Origin of the sequence: Gordonia polyisoprenivorans NBRC 16320 = JCM 10675 (assembly GCF_000241325.1) — a bacterium.
Classification (GTDB): domain Bacteria; phylum Actinomycetota; class Actinomycetes; order Mycobacteriales; family Mycobacteriaceae; genus Gordonia; species Gordonia polyisoprenivorans.
Genome location: NZ_BAEI01000075.1, coordinates 1 through 23,150, shown reverse-complemented (window position 1 = coordinate 23,150; position 23,150 = coordinate 1). Strand labels below are relative to the sequence as shown.

The window sequence follows — 23,150 nt, the reverse complement described above, 5'->3', positions numbered from 1 at the left end:
CCGGGGCACGGTGGTCCGGTTTCAGCGCTGCTGCAAGTGGTCTCGAGGCTCGCCGCACGCGGCTCGCACCTCGACCATCGGGGGGAGACGACTCGCCATGGAAGGATACTCGCCCTTCCCGGTGGTCGTCCCATCCCGATGGTCGAGGTGCCGAGGAGTGCCAGCGACGAGCCTCGAGACCCCTTGTGCCGAAAGTAGTCCGGGCCACAGGCGGCACCACACCTCGACCATCGGGAGGGGATTATCTCTATGGAGTTCTCAAACAACAGATGCGGTCCCGGCGATGCCGGGTGCAAGGAATCAGGTAGTGGGGCAGGGTAGGTCAGGCTGCGGCGTCGTCGAGTCGCATGGTTCTACGGTGATACGACGGCACGGGTCGGCGTTTCGGGTCGATGCTGGCGGGTGGGATCAACCAGGGGTGCCGGTCGAATCCCATGATGATGTCCCAGCCGTGGTGATGCACATCATCGTGGCAGCTGGTGCACAGCAGGCATCCGTTGTCGAGGTCGGTGGGCCCGCCCTTGCTCCAGTGGACGAGGTGGTGTCCTTGGCAGCGTCCAGCGTGCGCGCCGCATTTGATGCATCCGCGATCCCGGACGAGTAGTGCTTTGCGTTGGCCGGGGGTGAAGAAGCGTTTTTCTTCGCCGACGCTGAGGGGCACCCCGTTGGGGTCGAGGATGATTTTGGTGATGGTTGTGTCGCACGACAGCATTTTCGCGGTTGCTTCGGTGATGGCGCCCATGTTCTGCAAATTCCCGCCCAGTGCCGGGTTGTCAGCCGACCATGTCCATAACAGGCCGTTGGTCGGTTTCGCCGAGAACGTGGTGTCGGCCAAGCCTCGTGCCGCGAGTTCAACAATCGTCTCGAACGCGGCCGCGCAGATTTGTTCGGGTGTGCGGGGGTCGGGGGAGCCGTCGGGTTGAGGCTTGGGCGCCGACAAGGTTTCCATCAGAGTTCTGGTTTTCTCCCCGGCGATGATGTCGAGGTTCGCCGAGATCTCCAACCGTCCGTCGTCGGTGATGCGGTCGCTGTAGGAGTTGATCGACTTGTCCTCGGCGGCCGGTAACCCGCCCGGTGTTTCGGCCGCCAACTCGTTACCCAACTGCCGCGCGTAGATGTTGATCTCGGCGGGGGTGAAACCGGCAAAGTAATGCGACAGCAGCTTTTGGAGGTATTCACACCGTCGCACGGTGTCCAAAGGTTCGGGGCATCGGGTATCGATGTGCGCCAACCCGCGCACGATGGCATCGGCGTGTTCGGACGAGATGGACCCGTCCGCGGCATGTGCCAACAACAGATCCACATCGGTGGTGGCGGCGACCCGCACATACCGACCTGCGACGGCAGGTGCGCAACCCATGCTGATCAACAACTCCCGCAGTCGGGTGGTCTTGTGATCGGCCACGCCCAGCCGGTCCATCTCGCCGGTGAGGGTGGTGGCGTGGTGATCGACCAGATTGCGCAACAACAGGACTTGTTTCATCGCGCCGAAGGCTTGCGGCCCGGTCATCTCCGGATTCCATTGCAGGTCGCTGAGTTGGGTGACGATGGTGGCGAAGACTGCTTCGGCGTCAACGGTTTCCGCGTCAAGGACTGTAGTGGATTCGATCATGGGCCCCTCCCCGGTGGGTGATCGGTGTAATGCCTCCATGGTACTCGAACATATGGATTAGGGCAAGGGTGTTCGATGATTCTGGGGAGGGAAAAGTGCTTGTGGACAACGGGTTTCGGTGGTCTGCAGGGAGCAGTTTTCTGTCGGTGGGGTGTGGTAGGGGGTGCGGATTCAGCTGTGGATGTTCGATGTGGTTGGGAGGCTTGTTGTCTCGCCGGGTCTCGAGGCTCGCCGCACGCGGCTCGCACCTCGACCATCGGGGGGGCGCTCGGGGAGCGGGGTCCTTGACCATCGGGGGAGGGACTCCTCGACCAGCGGATGGCTGCGGCGGGAACTCACCGCTGATGTGCAGCCCGGGAGTGGAAGACGTTGATGGCCAGCAGGATTGATGCGTACATGGCCGGGGCGGTCGGGTCGAAGCCGAGTAAGGCGCGAATACGATCGAGGCGCTGATACAGACTCTGGCGCCCGATGTGGAGGGCCTCGGCCGAGCGGGTGGCGCTGCATCCGTACGTGAGATGAACTTCGAGAGTATGGACGAGTTGCGAGGACGACGTCGCATCCTGGCGTACCAGCGGCTCGATGATGCGGCTCAGCTCGCTGCGTAATCCGTCCGACAACTCGCGCGCCGCGGCGTCGGAGACGAGTTCACGGCTGGTCCTGATGTCGGTGGCCGTGCCGCCGGCAGAGCGCAATTCGACTGCCACACCCAGCCTTTCCGAACAGATGCGGAGTTCGTCGGCCAACGTCAGGGCGAGGCCGGGACCCGCGCCGGTGCCGGCGAGCGGGCATGGCGTCCCGACGACGACGGTGAGCCGGCCGAGGCGCCGCGGATCGTCGGCCAGCGCCGCGCGGACCTTCTCGGCCGGTTCGGTGAGTCCGGCGTCGGTGGTCACGACGAGGCCGTAGACGGTCGCATCGACGGTGGCGTGGACGAGTCCGCCGAGATCCGTGGCCGCCGACAACGCCGTCTCGACCATCCGGGTGTCGGGTGCGTGGCCGGCCACCGGGACGAGCACGGCCTTGTCACCGACCGGCAAACCCGACGTCGACAGCCGCGCAAGAAGATCCGCGCGCCGCAGAGGCCGACGGTCGACGAGCTCGGCCACCAGTTGCGCACCGATGGACGACCGCCCACCTGATCGGGTCAGCACCGCCGCCAGCGGTCCGGCTCCGACACCGAGCAGCGCCTGCACACGTGCGGCGGGTATCGAGGACGCGCTTTGTCCCGCGAAGACCTGCCCGATCTCGCGGCCGCGCAAGGTGATCGGTTGCGCGGCGATCGCGCCGTCGACCACGCGCCACGCGGCCCGATCGTCGTTCACACCGTGTACCGCCAGCAGGGCGCCGCCACTACCCACCACGACGATCGGTGTCCCGGTCACCTCGGCGATGTGCTCGATCATCGCGGCCGCGGCGCCGCGGGCGAGGTCGTCGTGCAGGGTCGCGTCGAGTCCACTGCGCAGCCGCAGGTCGCCGACCTCCTCGGACACGATCTCGGTGTTGGCCGTCCGGCAGACCTCGATGAACGGCACGATCCGCGTCAATTCGATGATCGGGAGGTGCGCGGCCGAACCCTCGCGAATCATCTCCTCGGGTACCGCGTCGAAGCTGCGGCCGACCTCGAACGCCAACCCGGCGACGCCGCGTTCGGCCAGGTCACGCACGTAATGGCGACGGGTACCGGCATCAAGGCCCGCCAAGCCCAGGCCGGTGGTGAGCAAGAGTTCGCCACCGGTCAGCAGCGGGCCGATCTCGAAGATCTCGCTGGAATGCACCCAGCTCACCGCAGCGTCGAGCCGGTCGTGCGCGGTCAGCACACGTGGGGCGGCCGGGGCGAGGTGCGTCTCGACCATGTGCCGCAGGGTGAGCGACGGTGCGGCGGGCAGCGGAGATTCAGACACGACGCAGACGATATGCCCGTTGACGCTCACTCGCGACCGGACGATTTGTCGGTTGAGTACGGCCGCGCCCGACGGCACCCTCGAAGCATGACCTCCACGATTGCCGACACCGGGCTCGACCCGCGATCACTGCTCGACGTCGCCTACGGCCAGGCGCAGACCGGTCTCGCCGAGGGCGGTATCCCCATCGGTGCCGCCCTGTTCGCCGCCGACGGCACCCTGCTCGGTCAGGGCCGCAATCGGCGCGTGCAGCATGACGATCCGTCGGTGCACGGCGAGACCGACGCCTTCCGCGCCGCCGGCCGGCAACGGGACTACTCCTCGACGATCATGGTCACCACCCTCGCCCCCTGCTGGTACTGCAGTGGGCTGATCCGACAGTTCGGGATCGGGTCGGTGGTCATCGGCGAGACGACGAACTTCTCCGGCGGTCAGGACTGGCTGCGTGAGCTCGGAGTGCAGGTCACCATCGTCGACGACGACCGCTGCATCGCGATGATGAGCGGCTTCATCGAGAGCCATCCGCACCTGTGGAACGAGGACATCGGTGTCGCCGACACCGTGTCCGACCCAGCCGAGGAGACAGCATGACCGCCGCGAACCCCCGAACCGCGAACCCCCAAACCGCCAGCCCCATCCTCACTGTCGATCTGCAGCAATGGCGGCAGGGCGGGGACGCCGCAGCGCAGGTGTGTGCCGCCGTCGACGAATCCCTGCAGAAGGCCGGTTTCCTGCTGGTGACCGGACACGGGATCGATCCGTTCCTTCCGGCGGCGTTGCGTGCCGCGGCCCGTGAATTCTTCGCCCTGCCCGCCGAGGTCAAGGCACAGTATGCGGTCGGCGTCGGCGGTCGCGGATGGATCGGCCCGGGTCTGGAGGCCAACGGTTACGCCGAGGGCACCGAAACACCACCGGACCTGAAGGAGACCTACAATTCCGGCGCACAGACTCCGGTCGGGATTCCCGAGGTCGACGACTACTGGTTCGCCCCCGACGTCTGGCCCACCGAGACCCCGCGACTGCGGGAGTTGTTCACCGCGTGGACTTCTCAGATGAAGGCTCTCTCCGACGACCTGCTCGCGCTGATGGCCGAGGCGCTGGGTAAGGCCGGTGAGGACAACCCGTTCCGCAATCTGGCGGGCAATGCCACCTGGACGTCGAACATCAACCACTATCCGCCGATGACGGTCGTCGGCGATCCCGAGCCCGGGCAATTCCGGATCGGCCCGCATACCGACTTCGGCACCGTCACCGTACTCGACCGTGAACCGGGAGCCGGTGGCCTACAGGTGTACAGCGACGAAAGTGGTTGGGCCGACGCCCCGTACGATCCGACCGCACTCACGATCAACATCGGCGATCTTCTCGAGTACTGGTCGGGTGGACGGTGGCCGGCCGGGCGTCATCGTGTGCTGCCACCGCAGCCGGAGAGCCCGGAGGAGGATCTCGTGTCGTTGATCTTCTTCTACGAGCTCGATCACGACGCCGTCGTGACTCCGCTGGCTCCGCCGGTCGGTCGGGTCTCGGGGCGGCCCGATGTGATTGCCGGGGAGTTCATCAAGGAGCGGTTGGACGCGATCACCCTGGGGTGACTAGAATTCCGGCGTCACGAGTCGTCGGCGAGCCAGCGGCAGCCTTCCTCGTAGGCGAGATCGGCGGCCTCGAAGACGACGTCGGTGGCCATGACGATGTTCTCGGCGCCGAGCGTGGCGGTCAGCCCGGACCTGTCGAGGCGGCGCCGCATCGCCGGGTTGACCCCGGCGAGAATGAAACGTCCGCCCCGACTGCGGAGTTCGGCCGTGCGGGCGGCCAACAGCTTGAGGACGGTCGCCGACGGGACGTCCGGCAGGGTGCGAACGCTCAGGATCAGCACACAGCGACGGGAATCGGGTCCGAGCTGCGGCCAGTCCCTGGCCACTCGCGGCACCTCCGCGAACAGTGACGTGCCCGAATAGTGCACCACGGTGACCTGTTCTGGCGGTAGCTCTTTCGGCGGCGAACCGAGGACCCACCGGCCGCTGTCACGAGTGAGCCCCGCAAGTTGCGCAATCCTCGCCGACTGCACGCAGAACAGAACGAGCGACAGGACGGCACCCAGGAGGATCGCGTTCTGCAAGGGGAGGCCGGTGGTCGCCACGAAGGTGACCAGCATCGCCACCGCACTCAGTGGCGCACTGCGTATCACGAGGACGATGTCGTCCCAGCGCCCACCGATCAACTCCGCACCGATCACGATCAGCAGGGCACCGATCACCGCCATCGGGATCGCCTGCGCGAGTGAACCGGCGATCACCACCAGAAGGATCAGCCAGGCCCCGGCGAACACCCCCGCCCATCTCGTGCGGGCGCCCGCCGACACGGCAACACCGGTGCGCGACAACGAACCACCGGCCGGCAATGCACCGAAGAACGCGCCGACGACGTTCGCGGCGCCCTGCGCGGTGAAGTCACCCGACGCGTCGGGCCGGGACTTGTCCGGGTTCGGTACGGCGGCGGAGATACCGGCCGCCTGGGCGAGGGCGACCTGCGCGATGGCGAACGCGCCGAGAACGAGATGAGGCAACGCCGACACATCGGGAACGGTGATGGGCGGCAAGCTGTTCGGAACCACACCGATGTCGCCGACCGTCTCCACCCCGGTGTGCAACACCGCAACTCCGAGACTGACCGCGAGCAACGCGATCAGCGTGGCGAAGGCGCGTAACCGCTGCCAGAGCCGCGCCAACGCCCAAACGACGATCGTGGCCACCGTGACCAGGACCGCGTCGAGGGACCACTGCGAGATGTGAACGGCGGCATCGACGAACTTCATCAGGGTGTTGTGGGCGTCGGGCGTGTAGCCGGTGACGTCCTTGACGACGCCCGCGACGATCTGCACCGCGATGCCCACCGTGAAACCCGTCATCACGGCGCTGGAAACGAAGTCCATGACGGCGCCGATACGCAGGACACCGAGAATCAGCATGAAGGCGCCGACGAGCAGGGTGAGCAGCGCAATGTTGCCGAGGTCGTCGGCGGCGAGGCCGGCCGACCCCAGCACGCCATGCGCCGACAGCGCGATCGCGCTCGTCAGCGTCGTCACCATGAGGACGGTCCGCGACAGCAGCGACCCCACCAGCGTCGGCAGCATGCCCGAGTACAGGCCCGCCACCGGGGTGAATCCGCCGATGGATGCGTATGCCATGCCCTCCGGGATGGAGAACAGTGCTGTGACCAGACCGGATACCGCGTCGGACACGGTGGGCCGCGCGGTGCTCTGCCAGGGGCGCCGGAGACGAGATCGCCACGATCTCACGTGTTCACCCTAGGCATCGGAGACGGTGCGGCCTCATCCGTGGAAGGTGATTTCCGGGATGTGCCGCCCTCCAACGCTTGCTCTGGCGACGTGGTTCTTGGAAGTGTGAGTCGATGGGGCGCGACACAGAGCGGCGAAAGGTGACGACGTGGGTGCGGTGATCGGCGATGTCCTCCCACTCGCGGTGGGTGTTGCGGTGTCGCCGATCCCCATCATCGGCGCGATCCTCATGTTGCTCGGCCGGCATGCGCGGACGACGAGCGTGGGATTCGCGACCGGATGGCTCGCCGGAATCGTGATCGCCACCGTCGTTTTCGTGCTGATCGGTGGTTCCGCGGGAGGCGGCTCGACCCTCACGGGCTGGATCAAGCTGGCGCTCGGCGTACTCCTCCTCCTGGAAGGGGCACGCGAGTGGCGGGCCCGGGGCGGCGATGTGTCCACCCCGAAGTGGATGGCGGCCATCGACGACATGAAGCCGCCGAAGGCGTTCGGGCTGGGATTCGCGCTCGCCGCCATCAATCCGAAGAACCTGATGATGTGTATCGGCGCCGGCGTCACCATCGGTGCAGCTGGACTCACCAGCGGGTCGGTGGTGGTGGCCGTCGCTGTGTTCGCCGTGCTGGCGGGATGCACGGTGATCGTGCCGGTGGTGGCCTATCAGGTTGCCGCACAAGCGTTGCGGGCGCCGCTGGACCGACTCAAGGAGTGGTTGCAGGCCAACAACACAGCGGTCATGGCCACCCTCTTCCTCGTCATCGGGGTGGTGCTGATCGGCAAGGGCATCTCGGTGCTCGCCTGATCCCGTGCGTCACGGTGTGACGATCGCGAAATCCGGATCGGGCGAATCGAGGTAGCCTGCGAGCTCGGCGAAAAGTGCACCGTCGCCCTCGATCTCGACCGACCCATCGGCCACCGCCGCCGCGGGATCGGCCCCGGCGAGAACGATGGCAAGCAGTTCTGCGCGGGTGCAGCTGACCGTCAGTCCGGCCGCGGTTGAACCGTCGTCGGGTGTGCGATCGTGATGTACCAGAAGACCGTTGCGCAGTTCTGTGCGGTGCAACCGCTCCTCGTCGGTGATCCGCCAGTCGATGATGATGTGGGCATCGAATGCCGCAGGTCCGTTGACCCGCAACGAGACTGCGTCGAACAGTTGGTCCACCGACAGGGCTGCGGCAATATCGGGAGCCGAGGTGGTGGTCGGCGTGCCGATCGGTCCGTGGCGTAGCTCGTAGGCGCCCATCAGATAGAAGTTGCGCCACGTTCCGTTCTCCGAGCCGTAGCCCAGTTGCTCGTAGGTGTCGGCCTGCAACCGCTTGGCGTCGACGTTGTCGGGGTCGGCGAAGATCACGTAATTCAGCACGGTGGCCACCCAACGGTAGTCGCCGTCGTCAAAAGACTTGCGGGCCTTGGTAATCACTTCTTCGGCGCCGCCCATGAATTCGACGTGACGGGTCGCCGACGCCACCGGCGGGTGTTCCCACAAGTGCGCGGGATTGCCGTCGAACCAGCCCATGTACCGCTGGTAGATGGCTTTGACGTTGTGGCTCACCGAGCCGTAATAGCCGTGGGTGTGCCAGGCATTGGTCAATGCGGGCGGCAACTCGATGTCCTCGGCGATCTCGAGTCCGGTCTTGCCCTGATTGAGGGCACGCAGTGTTTGGTCGTGCAGGTAGCCGTACAGATCGCGTTGTAGTGCAAGGAATTCGGTGAGCTCCTCGGTGCCCCAGGTGGGCCAGTGGTGGGAGGCGAAGAGCACATCGGACCGCCCGGCGAAGGTGGTGATGGCCTCGGTGAGGTACTTGGCCCACACGTGCGGATCGCGGACCAGCGCTCCGCGCAGCGTCAGCAGGTTGTGCAGGGTGTGTGTGGCGTTCTCCGCCATGCACAGTGCGCGCATCTGCGGGAAGTAGAAGTTCATCTCCGCGGGCGCCTCGGTGCCCGGGGTCATCTGGAATTCGATGGTGACGCCGTCGACGGTTTCGGTATGACCGGTGGTGGAGATGTCGACGGTGGGCAGGATCAGCGTGGCGGTGCCTGTCGAGGTCGACTGACCCAGGCCCGCGCCGATCGCGCCCTGCGGCCCACGGGGTAGCGCCGCACCGTACATGTAGGCGGCTCGACGGCCCATCGCCGTTCCGGCGTAGACGTTTTCGGCCACGGCATGTTCGACCATCCCGGCCGGTGCGATGACCACGCATTCCCCGGCATCGACGGCCGCCTGTGTGGTCACCCCCTTGACGCCGCCGAAGTGGTCGATGTGCGAGTGGGTGTAGATGACGCCGGTCACCGGCCGCTCACCGCGGTGGGCGCGGTAGAGTGCCAACCCGGCGGAGGCGGTCTCGCTGGAGATGAGCGGATCGATCACGATGACACCCGAATCACCTTCGACGATGGTCATATTGGACAGATCGAACCCACGGACCTGGTAGATGCGGTCGGTGACCTCGTAGAGGCCGTGTTTGGCCACGAGTCCGGATTGACGCCACAAACTCGGATTCGCGGTCGGCGGGCACGAGTCCTCCAGAAAACCGAATTCCGAGCAGTCCCACACCGGATTGCCGTCGCCACCCGCTATCACCGGGGAGTCCAGCGCTGCGACGAAGCCGCGTCCGGAGGCCGCCTGGTCGCGAGTGTCCATGAAAGGCAAGGACGACTGTTGGGGATCGTTGGCTGCGGAGATGGTCGGGGTCGCGTCGCGCGGGTCGGTCATCGTTCACCTCGAGTGAGTGGGTCGACGGTCGGGTGCAGTCGTTCCCAGTCTGGTGGCCACGACATGTCGTGTCCTCACCTTCGGCGGATGACTTCGGACCTCGCGACCTCAGTTGGCGGTCTCGCGGCTACCCGAGGTGTGCTCGACGATGACCTGCGGATTCCAGGGCACCAGACCATCGACGGTCTTCTGTAATGCCGCAACCGGCGGCAGATCGCCCGGCGCCAGGACGTGCACGGTCACCGTGTCCCCGCTCCACGACGCACTGGTCACCACGGCCGAGGGCACGTGCGCGTCGTCGAGCCATCTACGCGTGGCGTCGGCGACCTGCTGGGCCCACAGCGATGTCAGCGAGTTGACGACCATCGGAACGGCCACAACGACCAAAGCGATCAGCAACACCACATAGGCGCGCGCCCGGCGCGGTCTCGCGGCCGACTCTGCGGTCGCCTGCGCGGGATGCGCGACACCGGCGATGGTGAACACGACGACACTCGTGATCACCATCGCCACCACGTTGGACGCGAACAACACGAAGGCGCCCAACGCCAATGACGGCGCACCCGACCCCAGACACACCCCGACGACACCGAGTGGCGGAACGAGGCTGATGGCGATGGCCACTCCCGGCAGCACATCACCGACGTCGCGGCGCGTGACCGCGACCGCGCCGACGAGCCCGGTGGCCAGCGCCGCGAGGAGGTCGACGAGCCGCGGTGACGTGCGGCCCTGCACCTGCGAATTGGTCAGCACGTTGGTCGGATCGGGCAACAGTTGCGCGAAGAGCACCCCGAGCACGGTCACCAGCACGACCCCGGCGAGCACGTAGGCGATGCTCGTCAGCACGAGCCGACCGCGACCGGTGACGATCCCCAGCCCGATCCCGAGAATCGGTGTCGACAGCGGCGCGACGATCATCGCGCCGATGACGGTGGCGGTACTGTCGCCGATCACGCCTGCCACGGCGATGACGGCCGAGAGGGTCAGCATCACCCAGAACGCCGACTGCTTCGACAACCGTTCTCCGGAACCGAGGTCCAGGCGATCGACGAGCTCGTCGAGGGTGCGCCGTTGCTTGGTCGGGACCAGGTGTTCGGGAATGCCAATCATCGGAGCCTCCTCCTTCGCCGAGGGCGAAGTGATCTGCGCCGAGAATAACTGGGACACCGATCTTTCCGGTCTGTTTGTGACCGGACTCGTGCGTGACGCGCAATTCTCACCCCGAAGGGATGACCCGAACCGGTCAGGGCCGCAGGAACCCCTTGACGCGTACCGCGTCGCGCCGGTTGTCGACGCCGAGCTTGCGATACAGCGAGCGGCAGTGCGTCTTGAGCGTGTTGGGAGAGATGAACAACGCAGCCGCGATCTCCTGCACGGTCATCGGCGTCCGGAGGTATTCGAGCACCTCGAGTTCGCGTGTCGTCAGCCCTCTGGTGGACTCGGAGTCGTTGCGCAACAGTGTATGCCGTCGAGTCAACATCTCGGCCAGGAAGCCGGGCTCGGACACCCGGGGGGCGTGCGCCGCGAGTAGATCGGTGGTGGGCTGGTCGTGATTGTCGAGGAAGGGCAAGGCGATGAACTCGGGGGCGGCGAGGGTGATCGACCGGTCGAGCAGGCGATGCGCCGCACGCCGATCACCCGACTGCCACGCGACGACCGCATCGGTGAGCATGGCGTACACCCGAACGTAGGCAGGCAGGTCGGGAGCGTCGAGTCCGTGGGTGAACCGCCGCGCCTGGATGAGGTCACCCTGGCGGCGCAGCATGCCGGCGAAGAGTGCGCGCGACACCGGTACCGCCGAGGTGCTCTCCACCTCGGCGGCCAGTCGCCGGACCTCGTCGTCGGCGTTGCCGAACTCCGCCGCCCGCGCCTGGGCCAGACGTCGGTAGACCGGCCACGGCACACCGTGCAGATCTTCGTCGGTGACCCACTCCAGGTCGGCGCTCGCGGAGTCGACCTCGGCGCCACGCCGCAGAATCGACGCACTGATCAGGCGATATACCCGCGCCAGCGGCGGATATCCGTCCATGGATCGCGAATTGTCGTGGCGGGAAAAATTGTGCAGCGCGGCGTCGAGATCGCCGGTCCAGAAATCGATCCAGCCGCGGGTGAAAGCATTCATGCCGACGTCGTAGTAATCCCATTCATCCCCGCCGTCGGAGTCGGCGATGACGCGGGTGATCTCGGTGAATCGCCCGGCGAAGGCAAGTGCGAAGGTGTGGCTACTCTCGGCGCGTGTGGCCATCGCGGTCAGTCCGGCGGCCCGGCATTCCTCGATTGCGTTGCGCAGCAGGTCGACTCCTCGGGCGGGGTCGATACGCAGCCGCGGAGCGGTCCATCCGACGAGAAAGGTGCAGCCGGCGCGGAAGACCGGTCGGATGCGGGCGTCCTGCGCCGGATCGTCGAGTACCGACACGATGTGGGTGTGCGCCTGCACCAGCAGGCGGTGATCGTCGTGGTACAGCAGCGTGGCGACGGCGCGGGTCAGGTCGGTATCGGGATTCGGGTGGAGCTCGTGGAGGGCTTCGGCGTCGGCGAACAATCGGCGAGCCCCGATCGCGTCGCCCCGGATCGCCCGGCAGCACGCACGGATGTAGGTCAGTCGGCTGGCGCGGACCGGGTCGTCGACCTGGGACTCGAGTGCGGTGGCCGTGGTCTCGGTTGCCGTGACGCCGGAAGAGATGACGAGGCCGATCCAATTGTCGGTGAGGATGTCGACGGCACGTTCGGCGTCGTCGGCCAGCAGGGACAGCTCGGCGGCGTGGAGGGGGTGGGAATCGCGAAGATGTTCGGCGGCGGAGATTCGACGTTTGCGCTGACGGTCGGGGTCGGTGCGCTGCAGGATCAGCCGGCAGTGCTCGACGAAGAGCGAATGCCACGTGTAGACGGTGGTCGGGTCGCCGTCCGTCGAACGCCGGTCGGTGACCCGGCTGAGGAACAGCCCGCGGACGACGCAGTCGGCAACCAGGGTGGCGGCGTCGGCGCGGCCGCTGAGTGCCATCGCCAGCGCGAGATCGAAGCGTGACGTGGTGGTCATGTCGAGGATGAACTCGGCAAGTTCGGCCGGCAACGGAGCGAGGATCTCGGTCGCGACGTAGTCGGTCAGCAGGGTGGAAGGGGTGTCGGGGCCGGTGGGGGTGAGGCCGCCGCCCATGAGCGCGGCGTGGACGGCGATCGGCCATCCGCCCGTGGCCGCCCAGAGTTTTTGCGGATCGAGGGATGTTCCCGACGTGGCGCACGTTCCCGCCACCTCCTCGGTGGTGAACGTGAGGTGGGACGCATCGACCATCGCGCACGTGCCGTGCAGCAGTGCGCGGCTGAGCGCGTGGGTCAGTCCACCGCTGTGACCGACGAGGACGAACCGGAGAGTGTCCGGGCCGTTCTCGATCAGGTCGGCGATGCCGGGATCGGCGAGGGCGTCGGCGACGCGATGGGCGTCGTCGATGACCACGACCACGCGTTGACCGATGGTGTCGATCGCGTCGGCGAACTCGCACGGCCTGATCGATGCCGTCACCGTGGGTTTGTGTAACGAGGCCAGCGTCGGATGATCACCTAGTTCGGGCAGGCGACTGATCGCGCTGATCATGCCGCGTAACAGCTCGGCGGGATCGGCTTCGGTGCGGGGCATCGACAGCCACGCCACCGGGAGCCCGGTGTCGCGGGCCCAGTCGGCGACGGCGACGGTCTTGCCGTGGCCGGACGGGGCGTTCACCGCCACCACGCGGTGCTCACCCACCAGGGTCCCGAGTGCGATGCTGAGACGGTGCCGAACAATGGTGTCGGGCCGAGCGTGAGGAATCGAGGTCAAATACCACGGAAAAGGCTGCCACACCGCTGACGTAGAACTCACAGGGCCTCGCGGCGCCACACGGATTGCTTTATGCAATTTCGCATTCTCAATCCCCGAATCGTTGAATAATGCGTGTGATGCGATTGAGCTTATGTCACAAACCGTCCTCGGTGACGGCGAGCTTGACAAAATCGCCGCCGGTGTCCTGTTATCGGGGGACACCGATCGCGGATCGGGGCTGACGTACCGTGGCCACGTGGACTTCCGAATCTTCACCGAACCCCAGCAGGGCGCCGATTACGACCAGTTGCTCGCCGTGGCCACGGCGACCGAGGATCTCGGATTCGATGCGTTCTTCCGGTCGGATCATTTCCTGGCGATGGGCGATGCCGACGGCCTACCCGGCCCGACGGACGCGTGGGTGACGCTGGCCGGTCTTGCCCGCGACACCTCCCGTATCCGGCTCGGTACGCTCGTCACCTCGGCGACCTTCCGGCTCCCCGGGCCGCTGGCGGTCTCGGTCGCCCAGGTCGACCAGATGAGTGGTGGCCGTGTCGAATTGGGCCTCGGAGCGGGGTGGTTCGAAGAGGAGCACCTCGCCTACGGCATCCCGTTTCCATCGCTCGGAGAACGGTTCGACCGGCTCGAGGAATCACTGGAGATCATCACCGGACTCTGGCAGACACCCGTCGGCGAGCGCTTCGACCACCATGGCGCGCACTACACGGTGAAGAATTCCCCCGCATTGCCCAAGCCGACGCAGTCTCCGCGGCCGCCGATCATCATCGGGGGCATGGGCCGCACACGGACGCCCGCCCTCGCCGCACGCTTCGCCGACGAGTTCAACATCCCGTTCCAGTCACTCGACACCGTGGCCGCACAATTCGACACGGTGCGCTCGGCGTGCGCCGCCGCCGGCCGCGACGCCGACGATCTCACCTACTCGGTCGCCCTCGTGTTGTGTTGTGGCCGTAGCGAAGACGAACTGTCACGTCGCGCGCAGGCGATCGGTCGCGACGTCGCCGAACTGCGTGCGAACGGCGCCGCCGGCACACCCGACGAGGTCGTCGAGACGATCAGCCGTTTCCGCGACATCGGTGTGAGCCGCGTTTACCTGCAGGTCCTTGATCTCGCCGATCTCGATCATCTCGAACTCGTGGCGAAAGAGGTTGTGCCGCAAATCGCTTAGCACTGCGCAGATCGGCGGGAACCGCACAGCTCGGCGAGAACTGCGCTACCGTACCCGAGAGGATTGCCCGATTCGGGTGATCAGGTCACGACCGAGAAGGCTCTCAGGGGGCCGAGAGGGCGGTGCGGGTATGCGGGTTCGGGGTCGGTCGGTACGCCGCACGGCGCTCGTGGCGGTGATCGCCGCGACGGTGATCGCGACGGCAGGAGGTGCCGCTGCCGCACCGGCTTTCGCGAGCACGCTGCCCGAAACATACGGCACCACGGTCGCCGGTGGGGTGACGGCGTCGAATGTGTCGAATCACCTTCGGGCACTGCAGGACATCGCCAACCGCAACGGCGGCAACCGTGCCCTGGGCACCGCCGGGTACCTCCGAAGCCTCGACTACGTCGAGACCCGGCTGCGCGAGGCCGGCTACACCCCGACGCGGCAGGAATTCAGCGCGACGATGTTCGAGGAGAAGAGCCATCAGCTCAGCGCGGGTGGCGCGCCGATCGATTCGCAGGTTCTCGGCTATTCCGGGGCGAGTGCGCCACTCACCGCGCCCGTGAGCGCGGTGCCGACCACCGACACCACCCCCGGTTGCCAGCCGGGCGATTTCCCGGCGACCGCCCGCGGCGCGATCGTCGTGGTCGACCGTGGTGTGTGCCCATTCGGTGACAAGGTGGCCAACGCGAAGATCGCAGGGGCGCGCGCAGTGGTCATCGTGAACACCGAGAATGGCCCGCTCCAAGGCACTTTGGGTGAAGACGCCCGCGATCCGCTGCCGGCGGTGGCGGTGTCACGCGACCTGGGATCGCAGGTGCGGCAAGCGGGGTCGCTGACCCTGGCGGTCGATGCCCGCACCGCGCGCGTGACATCGTGGAATCTCCTGGCCGAGACCCACACCGGCCTGCCGAATTCGGTGGTCATGCTCGGCGCGCACCTCGACAGCGTCCCCGAGGGCCCCGGCATCAACGACAACGGCTCTGGCTCCGCGGCCGTGCTGCAGACCGCGCTGGCGATGACCGCACTCGCGCCGGTGAAGAACAAGGTGCGCTTCGCGTTCTGGGGCGCCGAGGAGGAGGGGTTGATCGGCTCCACTCACTACGTGGAGACGCTGCCCGCCGCCGGCCGTGCCTCGATCCGGCAGTACCTCAATTTCGATATGCTCGGCTCCCACAATGGTGGCTACTTCGTCTCCGACGGCGACGGGTCGTCGCACCTGCCGGACTCCTACGCCGGGCCGCGAGGGTCCGGGGAGATCGAGCGGGTGTTCACCGACTTCCTCACCCGCAGAGGAGTTGGCCCCGAGCCCTCCGGATTCGACGGCCGCTCCGACTACGATGCGTTCGCGCAGGCGGGCATCGCCACCGGCGGCGTCGACTCCGGTGCCGACAAGGTCAAGACCCCCGAGCAGGCGACACGCTGGGGCGGGACCGCGGGTGAGATCTTCGATCAGAACTACCACACCGCCCGCGACACCTTCGCCAACGTCAACCAGAAGGTGCTCGGCACGATGGCCCCGGCCGTCGCGTACGCCGCGGGGTACTTCGCGATGCTCTGACCCGGGCCGCCGCGATCGGCTACCCTAACCACGTGAGACGAATTGCAGAATCCATCTCAGACGCCTCTGTCGCGGGCGGTGGCGACGTGGGCGCCGGCGCACTGCCGACCGCGTACCGCTGGCCGTTGGGTGATTCCGCGCATCGTCGAGTGGCCGAGCGGGTCAAGCGATGGACCGGCGTTGACCTGCTGCCCGACGAGCGCATCGCGCAGCGCTACGGCGAGTTGCTGCTCGCGGGTGACCCGGTGGCCGAGCGGTTCGTCGCCGACACCTACCGCGGCGAGCTCGGTCCGCAGCGCAGCCGCGAGTTGCTCGACCGCGCGCTGGACGAGGGAATCGACGCCGTCGACGATGCACCGGAGTCCATGCGTGCGTTGTTCGCCGACTTCGACGCGATGCCCGACTGGGCCGATCCCGTCCAGATCGAAGCCGGCGCCGCGGTGTGGCGTCGGTGGGCGTACGCGCTGGGCGGCGTCGGCAACGCCGGAACGATGGATACCTACACCGAGGGGTCGCTGGCGGTGCCGCTGTCGTTGGCCGGAGGCTATGCCGGCGAACGCGCACTCAATCGCTATCTCGAGACAAGCCGCTGGTGGATCGAGGTCTCGCGGCCGGGAGCCATTGTGCGCCAGGGAAGTCTGGCCCGCGCGATCACCATGCGCGTTCGGGTGATGCACGTCTCGGTGCGCGCCGGGGTCCGGCGCCACGACGAGTGGGACGACCAGAAGTGGGGGCTGCCGATCAGCCAGAGCGAGATGATGCTGACGCTGCTCGGCGGTAGCGTGGGGCCCGCGATGGGGCTCTACGGATTGGGCTACCTCACCTCGAAGGCCGAACTCGAGGCATCGTTGGTCTTCAATCGCTACCTCGGCTATCTGCTCGGGGTGCGCGTCGACGACATCTATCCGCGGACCATCTCCGACGGTCTACGCCTGCTGTATCTGTTCGACGCCACCCGATCGCACGATTCCGGTTCTGCCGGAGCCGAACTCGTCGAATCGTTCGTGCCCGGCTTTGCGCCGCGACCCGATATGACCCGACGCGATCGATGGCGCGCCTGGTATCACCTGCAGGCCCAATCGGGATATGCGCGACTGTTCATGCTGCCGCAGAATCGCCGGCGTTTCGATCTCCCGGCCGGCTGGATCGGCGTTGCGCTCCTGCTCGCGCAGGTGCCGCCACGACTCGTCGGTGAGGTGGCCCGACGACTCGTACCCGGCGTCGACGAGCGTCTGCAGCAGTGGTCGGTGGCTCATTGGGAGCGTTGGCACACGTGGCAGTCCGATCGTCCGGCGGAGTTCGCGGCGCCCTCGGAATTGCGGCGCTGACGGGAAATGATTCCGGTCAATGAGTCGAATATCGCAGCAGTGCAACCCCATTGGTGAACGACCGCGCTTCCAGCAGGCGTAGCTGTGGAGCGGACCCGTGCTCGGGAAACAGCCTGCGGCCGCGGCCCTGCACCGCGGGGTAGACGAACAGGCGGAACTCGTCGACGAGGCCGGCCGTGATGAGTGCGTGGGTGAGTATGATGCTGCCGGTGACGACGATGTCGAGGCCACCTCGTTGTTTCAGTGCCGCAACGGATTCGGTCACGGACGTGCCGGGCACGATGGTCGAGTTCTGCCACCCGGGTTCGGTGAGAGTGGACGACACAACATACTTGTCGACCGCGTTCAGGTAGTCGGTGATGCCCGTCGGATCGTCGTGCTGGTGCGGCCAGTAGCCGCGAAAGTCCTCGAACGTCCGGCGTCCGACCAGGAGTGCGTCGGATTCGGCGTCCTGACGGTGACTCTCGGCCATCAGGTCCGGGGTCTGGTCCGTCGGATCGAACCACGACGTCAGCATCTCGATCGATCCGTCCAGGGTGACGTTCTGGGTGACGACGAGCTTGCGCATGACTTCTCCTCTGCCGGTGGTTGTGGCACAGAGACAGACCGCCCGGCGCACGTGAACTCATCGGGAGGGCACCCGCTCACGCCCCCAACAGCGCCTCCCGATGTGCTTCGACGACCTCACGGATCGCCTCGACCATCGCGGCCACCGCGGGCCGGCGATAGGCCTCGGTCCGGGTCACCAGCCAATAGGTCAACTGGGCGTTGACATCCGGGAGTACGCGCACCAGATCGTCGTGGCGATCGGCCAGATAGCAGGGGAGTAAACCGATCCCGGCGTGGGCCCTGGTCGCCTCGACGTGGACGAAGACGTTGGTCGAGGTGAGCCCCTCGGCCATCTGCGGGACCAGGGTGCGGGCGAGGTCGAGATCGTCGACCTGCAGCATCGAGTCGACGAAGTAGACGAGCGGATGCGAGGTCAGCTCCGTGGCGGTGTGCGGCATGGCGTGTTCGGTGACGTAGCGCCGCGACGCGTACAGCCCGAGCCGGTAGTCGGCCAACCGCATCGCCTCGGCCCGATGGACGTGCGGCTCGCCGACCACGATCTCGATGTCGAGACCGGTGCGGGTGTGCGAGGCCAAGCGGGTCGCGGTGACGATCTCGACCCCGATACCCGGATGCCGGGTGCGCACCGCGACCGCGGCGGGTGCGGCGAGCAGGGCGGAGAAGCCGTCGGTGGCCGAGATCCGGACCACGTCGTTGATCGACACACCGTCCCGCGCATCGGCACCGAGGTCGCGAACGGCAGCCTCGATCTGTTCGGCCGCGGCGAATGCCCGCCTGCCGAGATCGGTGAGCTCCCAACCGCCCGACCCGCGCGCCAACGCGCGACCGCCCAGTGCCTTCTCCAGGCTCTCGATTCGCCGCGCGACCGTCGTGTGGTTGAGGCCCAACGAGTCGGCGGCGGTGGTGAAGCGGCCGGTCCGTCCCACGGCCAGCAGCACCAGCAGGTCGTCGGAGCTGGGGCTGGTGGACGGCATATCTGCATATTTGCAGATCCGATGCGACGAAGAGGTCATTGAAAGCGCATTGACGGGCATTGATACTCGGACGAGATGTGAGTGGCATCACACCCGGTGCCCGGAAGAGGAGTGATCATGGCCAACCGTGAGAGCGCAGACGGGCCGAATCCCGACGCTGCGCAGACCTATCGACCCTCGGGGCTGCGACGCGTGGTGGCGGCGTCGATGGCCGGCACCGTCGTCGAGTGGTACGAGTTCTTTCTCTACGGCACCGCCGCGACCCTGGTGTTCAGCAAGGTGTTCTTTCCCGCGGGTGGCAACGAACTCGACGCCATCATCGCCGCGTTCGTGACCTACGCCGTCGGCTTCGCCGCCCGCCCGCTCGGCGGGGTGGTCTTCGGTCACTACGGCGACAAGTTCGGTCGTAAGAAGTTGCTGCAACTGAGCCTGGTGCTCGTCGGCGTCTCGACGTTCCTGATGGGCTGTCTGCCGACCTTCGGCGCCATCGGCTACCTCGCGCCGGTGCTGCTGGTGGTGCTGCGATTCGTCCAGGGATTCGCCGTCGGCGGTGAGTGGGGTGGCGCGGTGCTGCTGGTGGCCGAGCACAGCCCCGACCGCAGCCGCGGCTTCTGGGCGTCGTGGCCGCAGGCCGGTGTCCCCGTCGGGAACCTGTTGGCCACGATGGTGCTGCTGATCATGACCTCGACGTTGAGCGACGCGGCCTTCCTCGGCTGGGGGTGGCGGGTGGCGTTCTGGCTGTCGGCGGTCATCGTGTTCGTCGGCTACTACGTGCGCACCAAGGTCACCGACGCCCCCATTTTCGTTCGCGCACAACAGGAGATCGAGGATGCCAAGGCCACCTCGTTCAGCGTGCTCGAGGTGATCCGGCTCTACCCGCGCGGGGTGCTGACCGCGATGGGCCTGCGCTTCGCCGAGAACATCATGTACTACCTCGTCGTGACCTTCTCGATCACGTATCTGAAGGTCGTCGTGCACGCCGACACCGAACTCATCCTGTGGTGGATGCTGGTCGCCAACGCGGTGCACTTCGCGGTGATCCCCTTGGTGGGGCGGCTCTCCGACCGCGTCGGCCGCCGACCCGTCTACGCCCTCGGCGCGTTCGCCACCGCATTCTGGGGATTCTTCGCCTTCCCGATGATGGACACCGGTCATCACCTGGTGATCATGTCGGCGATCATCATCGGCTTGGTGTTCCATTCCTTCATGTACGCCGGTCAGCCGGCGATCATGGCCGAGATGTTCCCCACCCGGATGCGGTATTCCGGTGTGTCCCTGGGCTATCAGGTCACCTCGATCGTCGCCGGATCGCTGGCGCCGATCATCGCCGCCGAACTGCTGAGCAGCTTCCACTCCTCCGTGCCCATCGCGATCTATCTGGCCGGGGCCTCGGTGGTCACCTTGATCGCGGTCGCCTTCGCCCGCGAAACCCGTGGTGCGTCACTGGAATCCATCGACGCCGCCGACGCCCGGGACAATCTCGGTGTGCGGCAGGTGCGGACGGAGGTCACGGCATGAGCGCCGCCGGAGTCGATCTCAGTGGCCGTCGGGCACTGATCACCGGTGCCGCCAACGGAATTGGCGCCGCCTGCGCCCGCGGTCTCGCCGCCGCAGGAGCACAGTTGACGATCGCCGACGTGGACGGGATCGCCGCCAAACAGGTCGCCGCCGACCTCGACGGCGAGGTCTGGACGGTCGATCTGACCGACACCACCGAACTCGACGATCTCACCCTCGACGTCGACATCCTCGTCAACAACGCCGGTATCCAATCGGTCGCGCCGATCGAGGAGATGGCGCCGGACACCTTCCGCCGGATGCACCGCCTGATGGCGGAGGCGCCGTTCCTGCTGATGCGCGCGGCGTTACCGGCCATGTACCGCAACGGGTTCGGGCGGATCGTCAACATCTCGTCGGTCCACGGGCTGCGGGCGTCGGCATACAAATCGGCCTACGTCTCGGCCAAGCATGCGCTCGAAGGACTGTCGAAGGTCGCCGCACTCGAAGGCGCCGCGCACGGTGTCACCAGCAACTGCGTCAATCCCGGCTACGTGCACACCGATCTCGTCGACCGGCAGATCGCCGATCAGGCACGCGTACACCACATGTCGGAGACCGAGGTGGTCGAGAACGTGCTGCTCGCCGAAAGTGCCATCAAGTCGATGACGACCCCGGACATGGTGGCCTCCCTGGTGGTCTGGCTGGCCTCGGAGAACGCGGCGATGGTCACCGGTGCGTCCTACCCGATGGACGGCGGGTGGAGCGCGAGCTGAGACGGTCAGCCCCGCATACGATCCCGCACCACAAACGACTGCGCGGTGTGCCGTTGGGGGCACACCGCGCAGTCGCTGGTGAATGACGTGCCGTTACGTCACGGCGGTGCTCATCGCACCGTCGGGCGGTCGACGCCGAGACCGATGTCGACGGTGGTGCGCTCGCCGGTCACGACGCGTGCCTGCACCGCTGTCGGCTCATACATGTTGGCGACCAACGTGAATTGGGCGTCGGTGAGGCCCTCGATCCGGTAGCGGCCGTCCGCGTCGGTGGTCACCGACGCGACGATCGTCTGATCCGGCCCGATCGCCGACACGGTCGCCCCGACCAACGGGGTGCCGTCGACGGTCCGGACCGTGCCCTGGACGCCGCCGGTGGCCGACAACACGATCTCGGCCTCAGCGGCAGAACCGTTCTCAACCGTGATCAGCTGGCTCGACGGCGCATAGCCCGGTGCCGAGGCCGTCACCGCGAGGGTGTCGCCGGCCGACAGACCGGTGACGGTGAACCGACCGTCCGAATCGGCCTGAGCGTTGGCGATGACCGCACCCGACTGGTCGGTGACAACCAGATTCGCGGGCAACGGACGATGCGCGTCCCGGACCCAGCCGCGCAGCGACGCACCGCCACCGAGGGCGAAGTCACGCCGGAAGACCAGATCCCCGACCACCGAGACCGCCAGCGCCCGCGGCGAGAGCCCGGGAGCCGTCGCGATCACCGTGTAGGTGCCGTCGACCAGATCGGTCACCGCATACGACCCGTCGGGGTGAACCGCGGTCGCGCCGACCTGATGGCCGCGCAGATCGGTGACGGTGATCGCCGCGTCGGTGACCGGCGACCCGTCGCCCGAGGTGATCAACCCTGCGATTCGCGGCCGCACCGGTTGCGCCCCGGCCTCGCCGGTCGAGGTCAACAGATGCCGCGGCGCAGCCATCGGGCGAGTCGACTCCTCCTCGGTGACCAACTCGGACGGCGTGCCGAAGCCGACATCACCGGCCACCGCGGCCAACTCCGCACCCACGGTCTCCGGAGTCGCAGGCTTCTTCTTCGAGCCGGTGAACAGTGAGGCGATGGCGCCGAGGACGCAGCAGATGAGTGCGAAGGTGAATGCTGCGGTGAGGCCGTCGGAGAAGGGGTCGCTGATCAGGTGGGGGAAGAAGTTGAGGCCGGTGAGGTGATCGACGCTGGTTTGGGGGAGTCCTTGCAGTGCTTGGCCGGCGACTTCACGGATCGGGTTGTAGCCGAGGAATGCCGCGAACAGGATGCCGACGGTCGGGATGTGGGCGATGCCGTCGGCGGCGGGTGCGGGCATACCGTTGGCGGTCAGTCCGGAGTACATGGCGTCGGGTAGGTGGGTGGAGAGTCCGGCGATCATCAGCGAGAAGAACAGGCCGATGGACAGGACCATGGCGGCGTTCTGGAAGGTGGTCATCATGCCTGCACCGGAACCACGCGAGGTGATGGGTAGGGAGTTCATGACCTCGGCGCGGTTGGGGGAGGCGAACAGGCCCATGCCGATGCCGTTGATGAGGAGCACGAGGGCGAACACCCAGTAGGTGAAGTTCACCGGCATCGCGATCAGTGCGCCGAAGGTGCCTGCGGTGATGAGCATGCCCATGGTGGTGAACCACTTGGTGCCGAGCTTGTCCGAGAGTGCTCCGGAAACCGGTGCGCTGATGAGGAAGCCGATGGTCATCGGGATCATGTAGATACCGGCCCACAGCGGGGTACGCGAGTAGTCGTAGCCGTGCTGCGGCAACCAGATGCCCTGCAGCCAGATGATCAGGATGAACTGCAAACCGCCACGGCCGATGGAACCGGCGAGGTTGGCGAGGTTACCGAAGGTGAACGACCGGTTCTTGAACAGGCTCAGTTCGAACAGGGGGCTGTCGACCTTGGTTTCGATGAACACGAACGCGGCCAACACGATGACGCCGCCGATCAGCCCGGTCAGC

The 23,150-nt window shown here is 66.8% G+C and carries 17 protein-coding genes; 8 read left to right on the top strand and 9 right to left on the bottom strand.

All coding sequences use genetic code 11. The features are described from left to right. Positions 1-322: 322 nt before the first annotated feature. Entirely contained in the window at positions 323-1,612 is a 1,290-nt protein-coding gene (locus GOPIP_RS20060; RefSeq protein ID WP_006371614.1) for an HNH endonuclease, read from the bottom strand. A 335-nt stretch (positions 1,613-1,947) separates the two neighbouring features. Further along, positions 1,948-3,594 carry a helix-turn-helix domain-containing protein gene (locus tag GOPIP_RS20055; protein WP_006371613.1) on the bottom strand — a complete coding sequence of 549 codons (1,647 nt, stop codon included), beginning with the start codon at positions 3,592-3,594 and terminating at the stop codon, positions 1,948-1,950. Between the two features lie 9 nt (positions 3,595-3,603). On the opposite strand from GOPIP_RS20055, the gene GOPIP_RS20050 reads away from it, so the two are divergent. Both GOPIP_RS20050 and GOPIP_RS20045 read left to right on the top strand, forming a co-directional pair. After that, positions 3,604-4,107 carry a nucleoside deaminase gene (locus GOPIP_RS20050; RefSeq protein ID WP_006371612.1) on the top strand — a complete coding sequence of 168 codons (504 nt, stop codon included), beginning with the start codon at positions 3,604-3,606 and terminating at the stop codon, positions 4,105-4,107. Beyond that, positions 4,104-5,108: an isopenicillin N synthase family dioxygenase gene (locus GOPIP_RS20045; RefSeq protein ID WP_006371611.1), complete on the top strand. Its 1,005-nt coding sequence runs from the start codon at positions 4,104-4,106 to the stop codon at positions 5,106-5,108. The genes GOPIP_RS20050 and GOPIP_RS20045 overlap by 4 nt, the downstream gene beginning before the upstream one ends. 14 nt (positions 5,109-5,122) lie before the next feature. On the opposite strand, the gene GOPIP_RS20040 is transcribed toward GOPIP_RS20045, so the two are convergent. Then, a complete protein-coding gene (locus GOPIP_RS20040; protein ID WP_108772645.1) occupies positions 5,123-6,811 on the bottom strand; it encodes a SulP family inorganic anion transporter in 1,689 nt (562 codons plus the stop codon). Positions 6,812-6,959: 148 nt separating this feature from the next. Here GOPIP_RS20040 and GOPIP_RS20035 point away from each other — a divergent pair, with 148 nt between their 5' ends. Next, the gene (locus GOPIP_RS20035) at positions 6,960-7,610 is read left to right on the top strand and encodes a GAP family protein (protein WP_006371609.1); all 651 of its coding nucleotides are present in this window, start codon (positions 6,960-6,962) and stop codon (positions 7,608-7,610) included. Between the two features lie 9 nt (positions 7,611-7,619). Here the strand turns inward: GOPIP_RS20035 and GOPIP_RS20030 are convergent, their stop codons facing one another. The 3 genes from GOPIP_RS20030 to GOPIP_RS20020 all read right to left on the bottom strand — a co-directional run bounded on the left by GOPIP_RS20030 (position 7,620) and on the right by GOPIP_RS20020 (position 13,260). Then, positions 7,620-9,521 (bottom strand): alkyl/aryl-sulfatase, encoded by a 1,902-nt coding sequence (locus GOPIP_RS20030; protein WP_006371608.1) that lies wholly within the window; start codon positions 9,519-9,521, stop codon positions 7,620-7,622. A gap of 108 nt (positions 9,522-9,629) precedes the next feature. After that, positions 9,630-10,631 carry a TIGR00341 family protein gene (locus GOPIP_RS20025; RefSeq protein WP_006371607.1) on the bottom strand — a complete coding sequence of 334 codons (1,002 nt, stop codon included), beginning with the start codon at positions 10,629-10,631 and terminating at the stop codon, positions 9,630-9,632. A 133-nt stretch (positions 10,632-10,764) separates the two neighbouring features. Next, positions 10,765-13,260: a LuxR C-terminal-related transcriptional regulator gene (locus GOPIP_RS20020; protein ID WP_138944146.1), complete on the bottom strand. Its 2,496-nt coding sequence runs from the start codon at positions 13,258-13,260 to the stop codon at positions 10,765-10,767. Between the two features lie 310 nt (positions 13,261-13,570). Here GOPIP_RS20020 and GOPIP_RS20015 point away from each other — a divergent pair, with 310 nt between their 5' ends. The 3 genes from GOPIP_RS20015 (at position 13,571) to GOPIP_RS20005 (ending at position 17,377) form a co-directional block, all read left to right on the top strand. Then, on the top strand, positions 13,571-14,503 hold the full coding sequence (locus GOPIP_RS20015; protein WP_014361818.1) for an LLM class F420-dependent oxidoreductase: 933 nt from the start codon (positions 13,571-13,573) through the stop codon (positions 14,501-14,503). A 130-nt stretch (positions 14,504-14,633) separates the two neighbouring features. Further along, positions 14,634-16,049 (top strand): M28 family peptidase, encoded by a 1,416-nt coding sequence (locus tag GOPIP_RS20010; RefSeq protein ID WP_006371604.1) that lies wholly within the window; start codon positions 14,634-14,636, stop codon positions 16,047-16,049. Positions 16,050-16,135: 86 nt separating this feature from the next. Then, positions 16,136-17,377 (top strand): oxygenase MpaB family protein, encoded by a 1,242-nt coding sequence (locus GOPIP_RS20005; RefSeq protein ID WP_006371603.1) that lies wholly within the window; start codon positions 16,136-16,138, stop codon positions 17,375-17,377. A 16-nt stretch (positions 17,378-17,393) separates the two neighbouring features. Here the strand turns inward: GOPIP_RS20005 and GOPIP_RS20000 are convergent, their stop codons facing one another. Beyond that, positions 17,394-17,945, bottom strand: a complete 552-nt coding sequence (locus GOPIP_RS20000) for a dihydrofolate reductase family protein (protein WP_006371602.1) — start codon at positions 17,943-17,945, stop codon at positions 17,394-17,396. A 76-nt stretch (positions 17,946-18,021) separates the two neighbouring features. After that, the gene (locus GOPIP_RS19995; RefSeq protein ID WP_006371601.1) at positions 18,022-18,921 is read right to left on the bottom strand and encodes a LysR family transcriptional regulator; all 900 of its coding nucleotides are present in this window, start codon (positions 18,919-18,921) and stop codon (positions 18,022-18,024) included. Between the two features lie 117 nt (positions 18,922-19,038). On the opposite strand from GOPIP_RS19995, the gene GOPIP_RS19990 reads away from it, so the two are divergent. Both GOPIP_RS19990 and GOPIP_RS19985 read left to right on the top strand, forming a co-directional pair. Further along, positions 19,039-20,439 (top strand): MFS transporter, encoded by a 1,401-nt coding sequence (locus GOPIP_RS19990; RefSeq protein ID WP_006371600.1) that lies wholly within the window; start codon positions 19,039-19,041, stop codon positions 20,437-20,439. After that, positions 20,436-21,194, top strand: a complete 759-nt coding sequence (locus tag GOPIP_RS19985; RefSeq protein WP_006371599.1) for a 3-hydroxybutyrate dehydrogenase — start codon at positions 20,436-20,438, stop codon at positions 21,192-21,194. Before GOPIP_RS19990 ends, GOPIP_RS19985 begins: the two co-directional genes overlap by 4 nt. Before the next feature lie 110 nt (positions 21,195-21,304). Here the strand turns inward: GOPIP_RS19985 and GOPIP_RS28390 are convergent. Then, positions 21,305-23,150 (bottom strand): MFS transporter (locus tag GOPIP_RS28390; protein ID WP_006371598.1); only part of this gene is annotated, 1,846 nt, incomplete at its 5' end.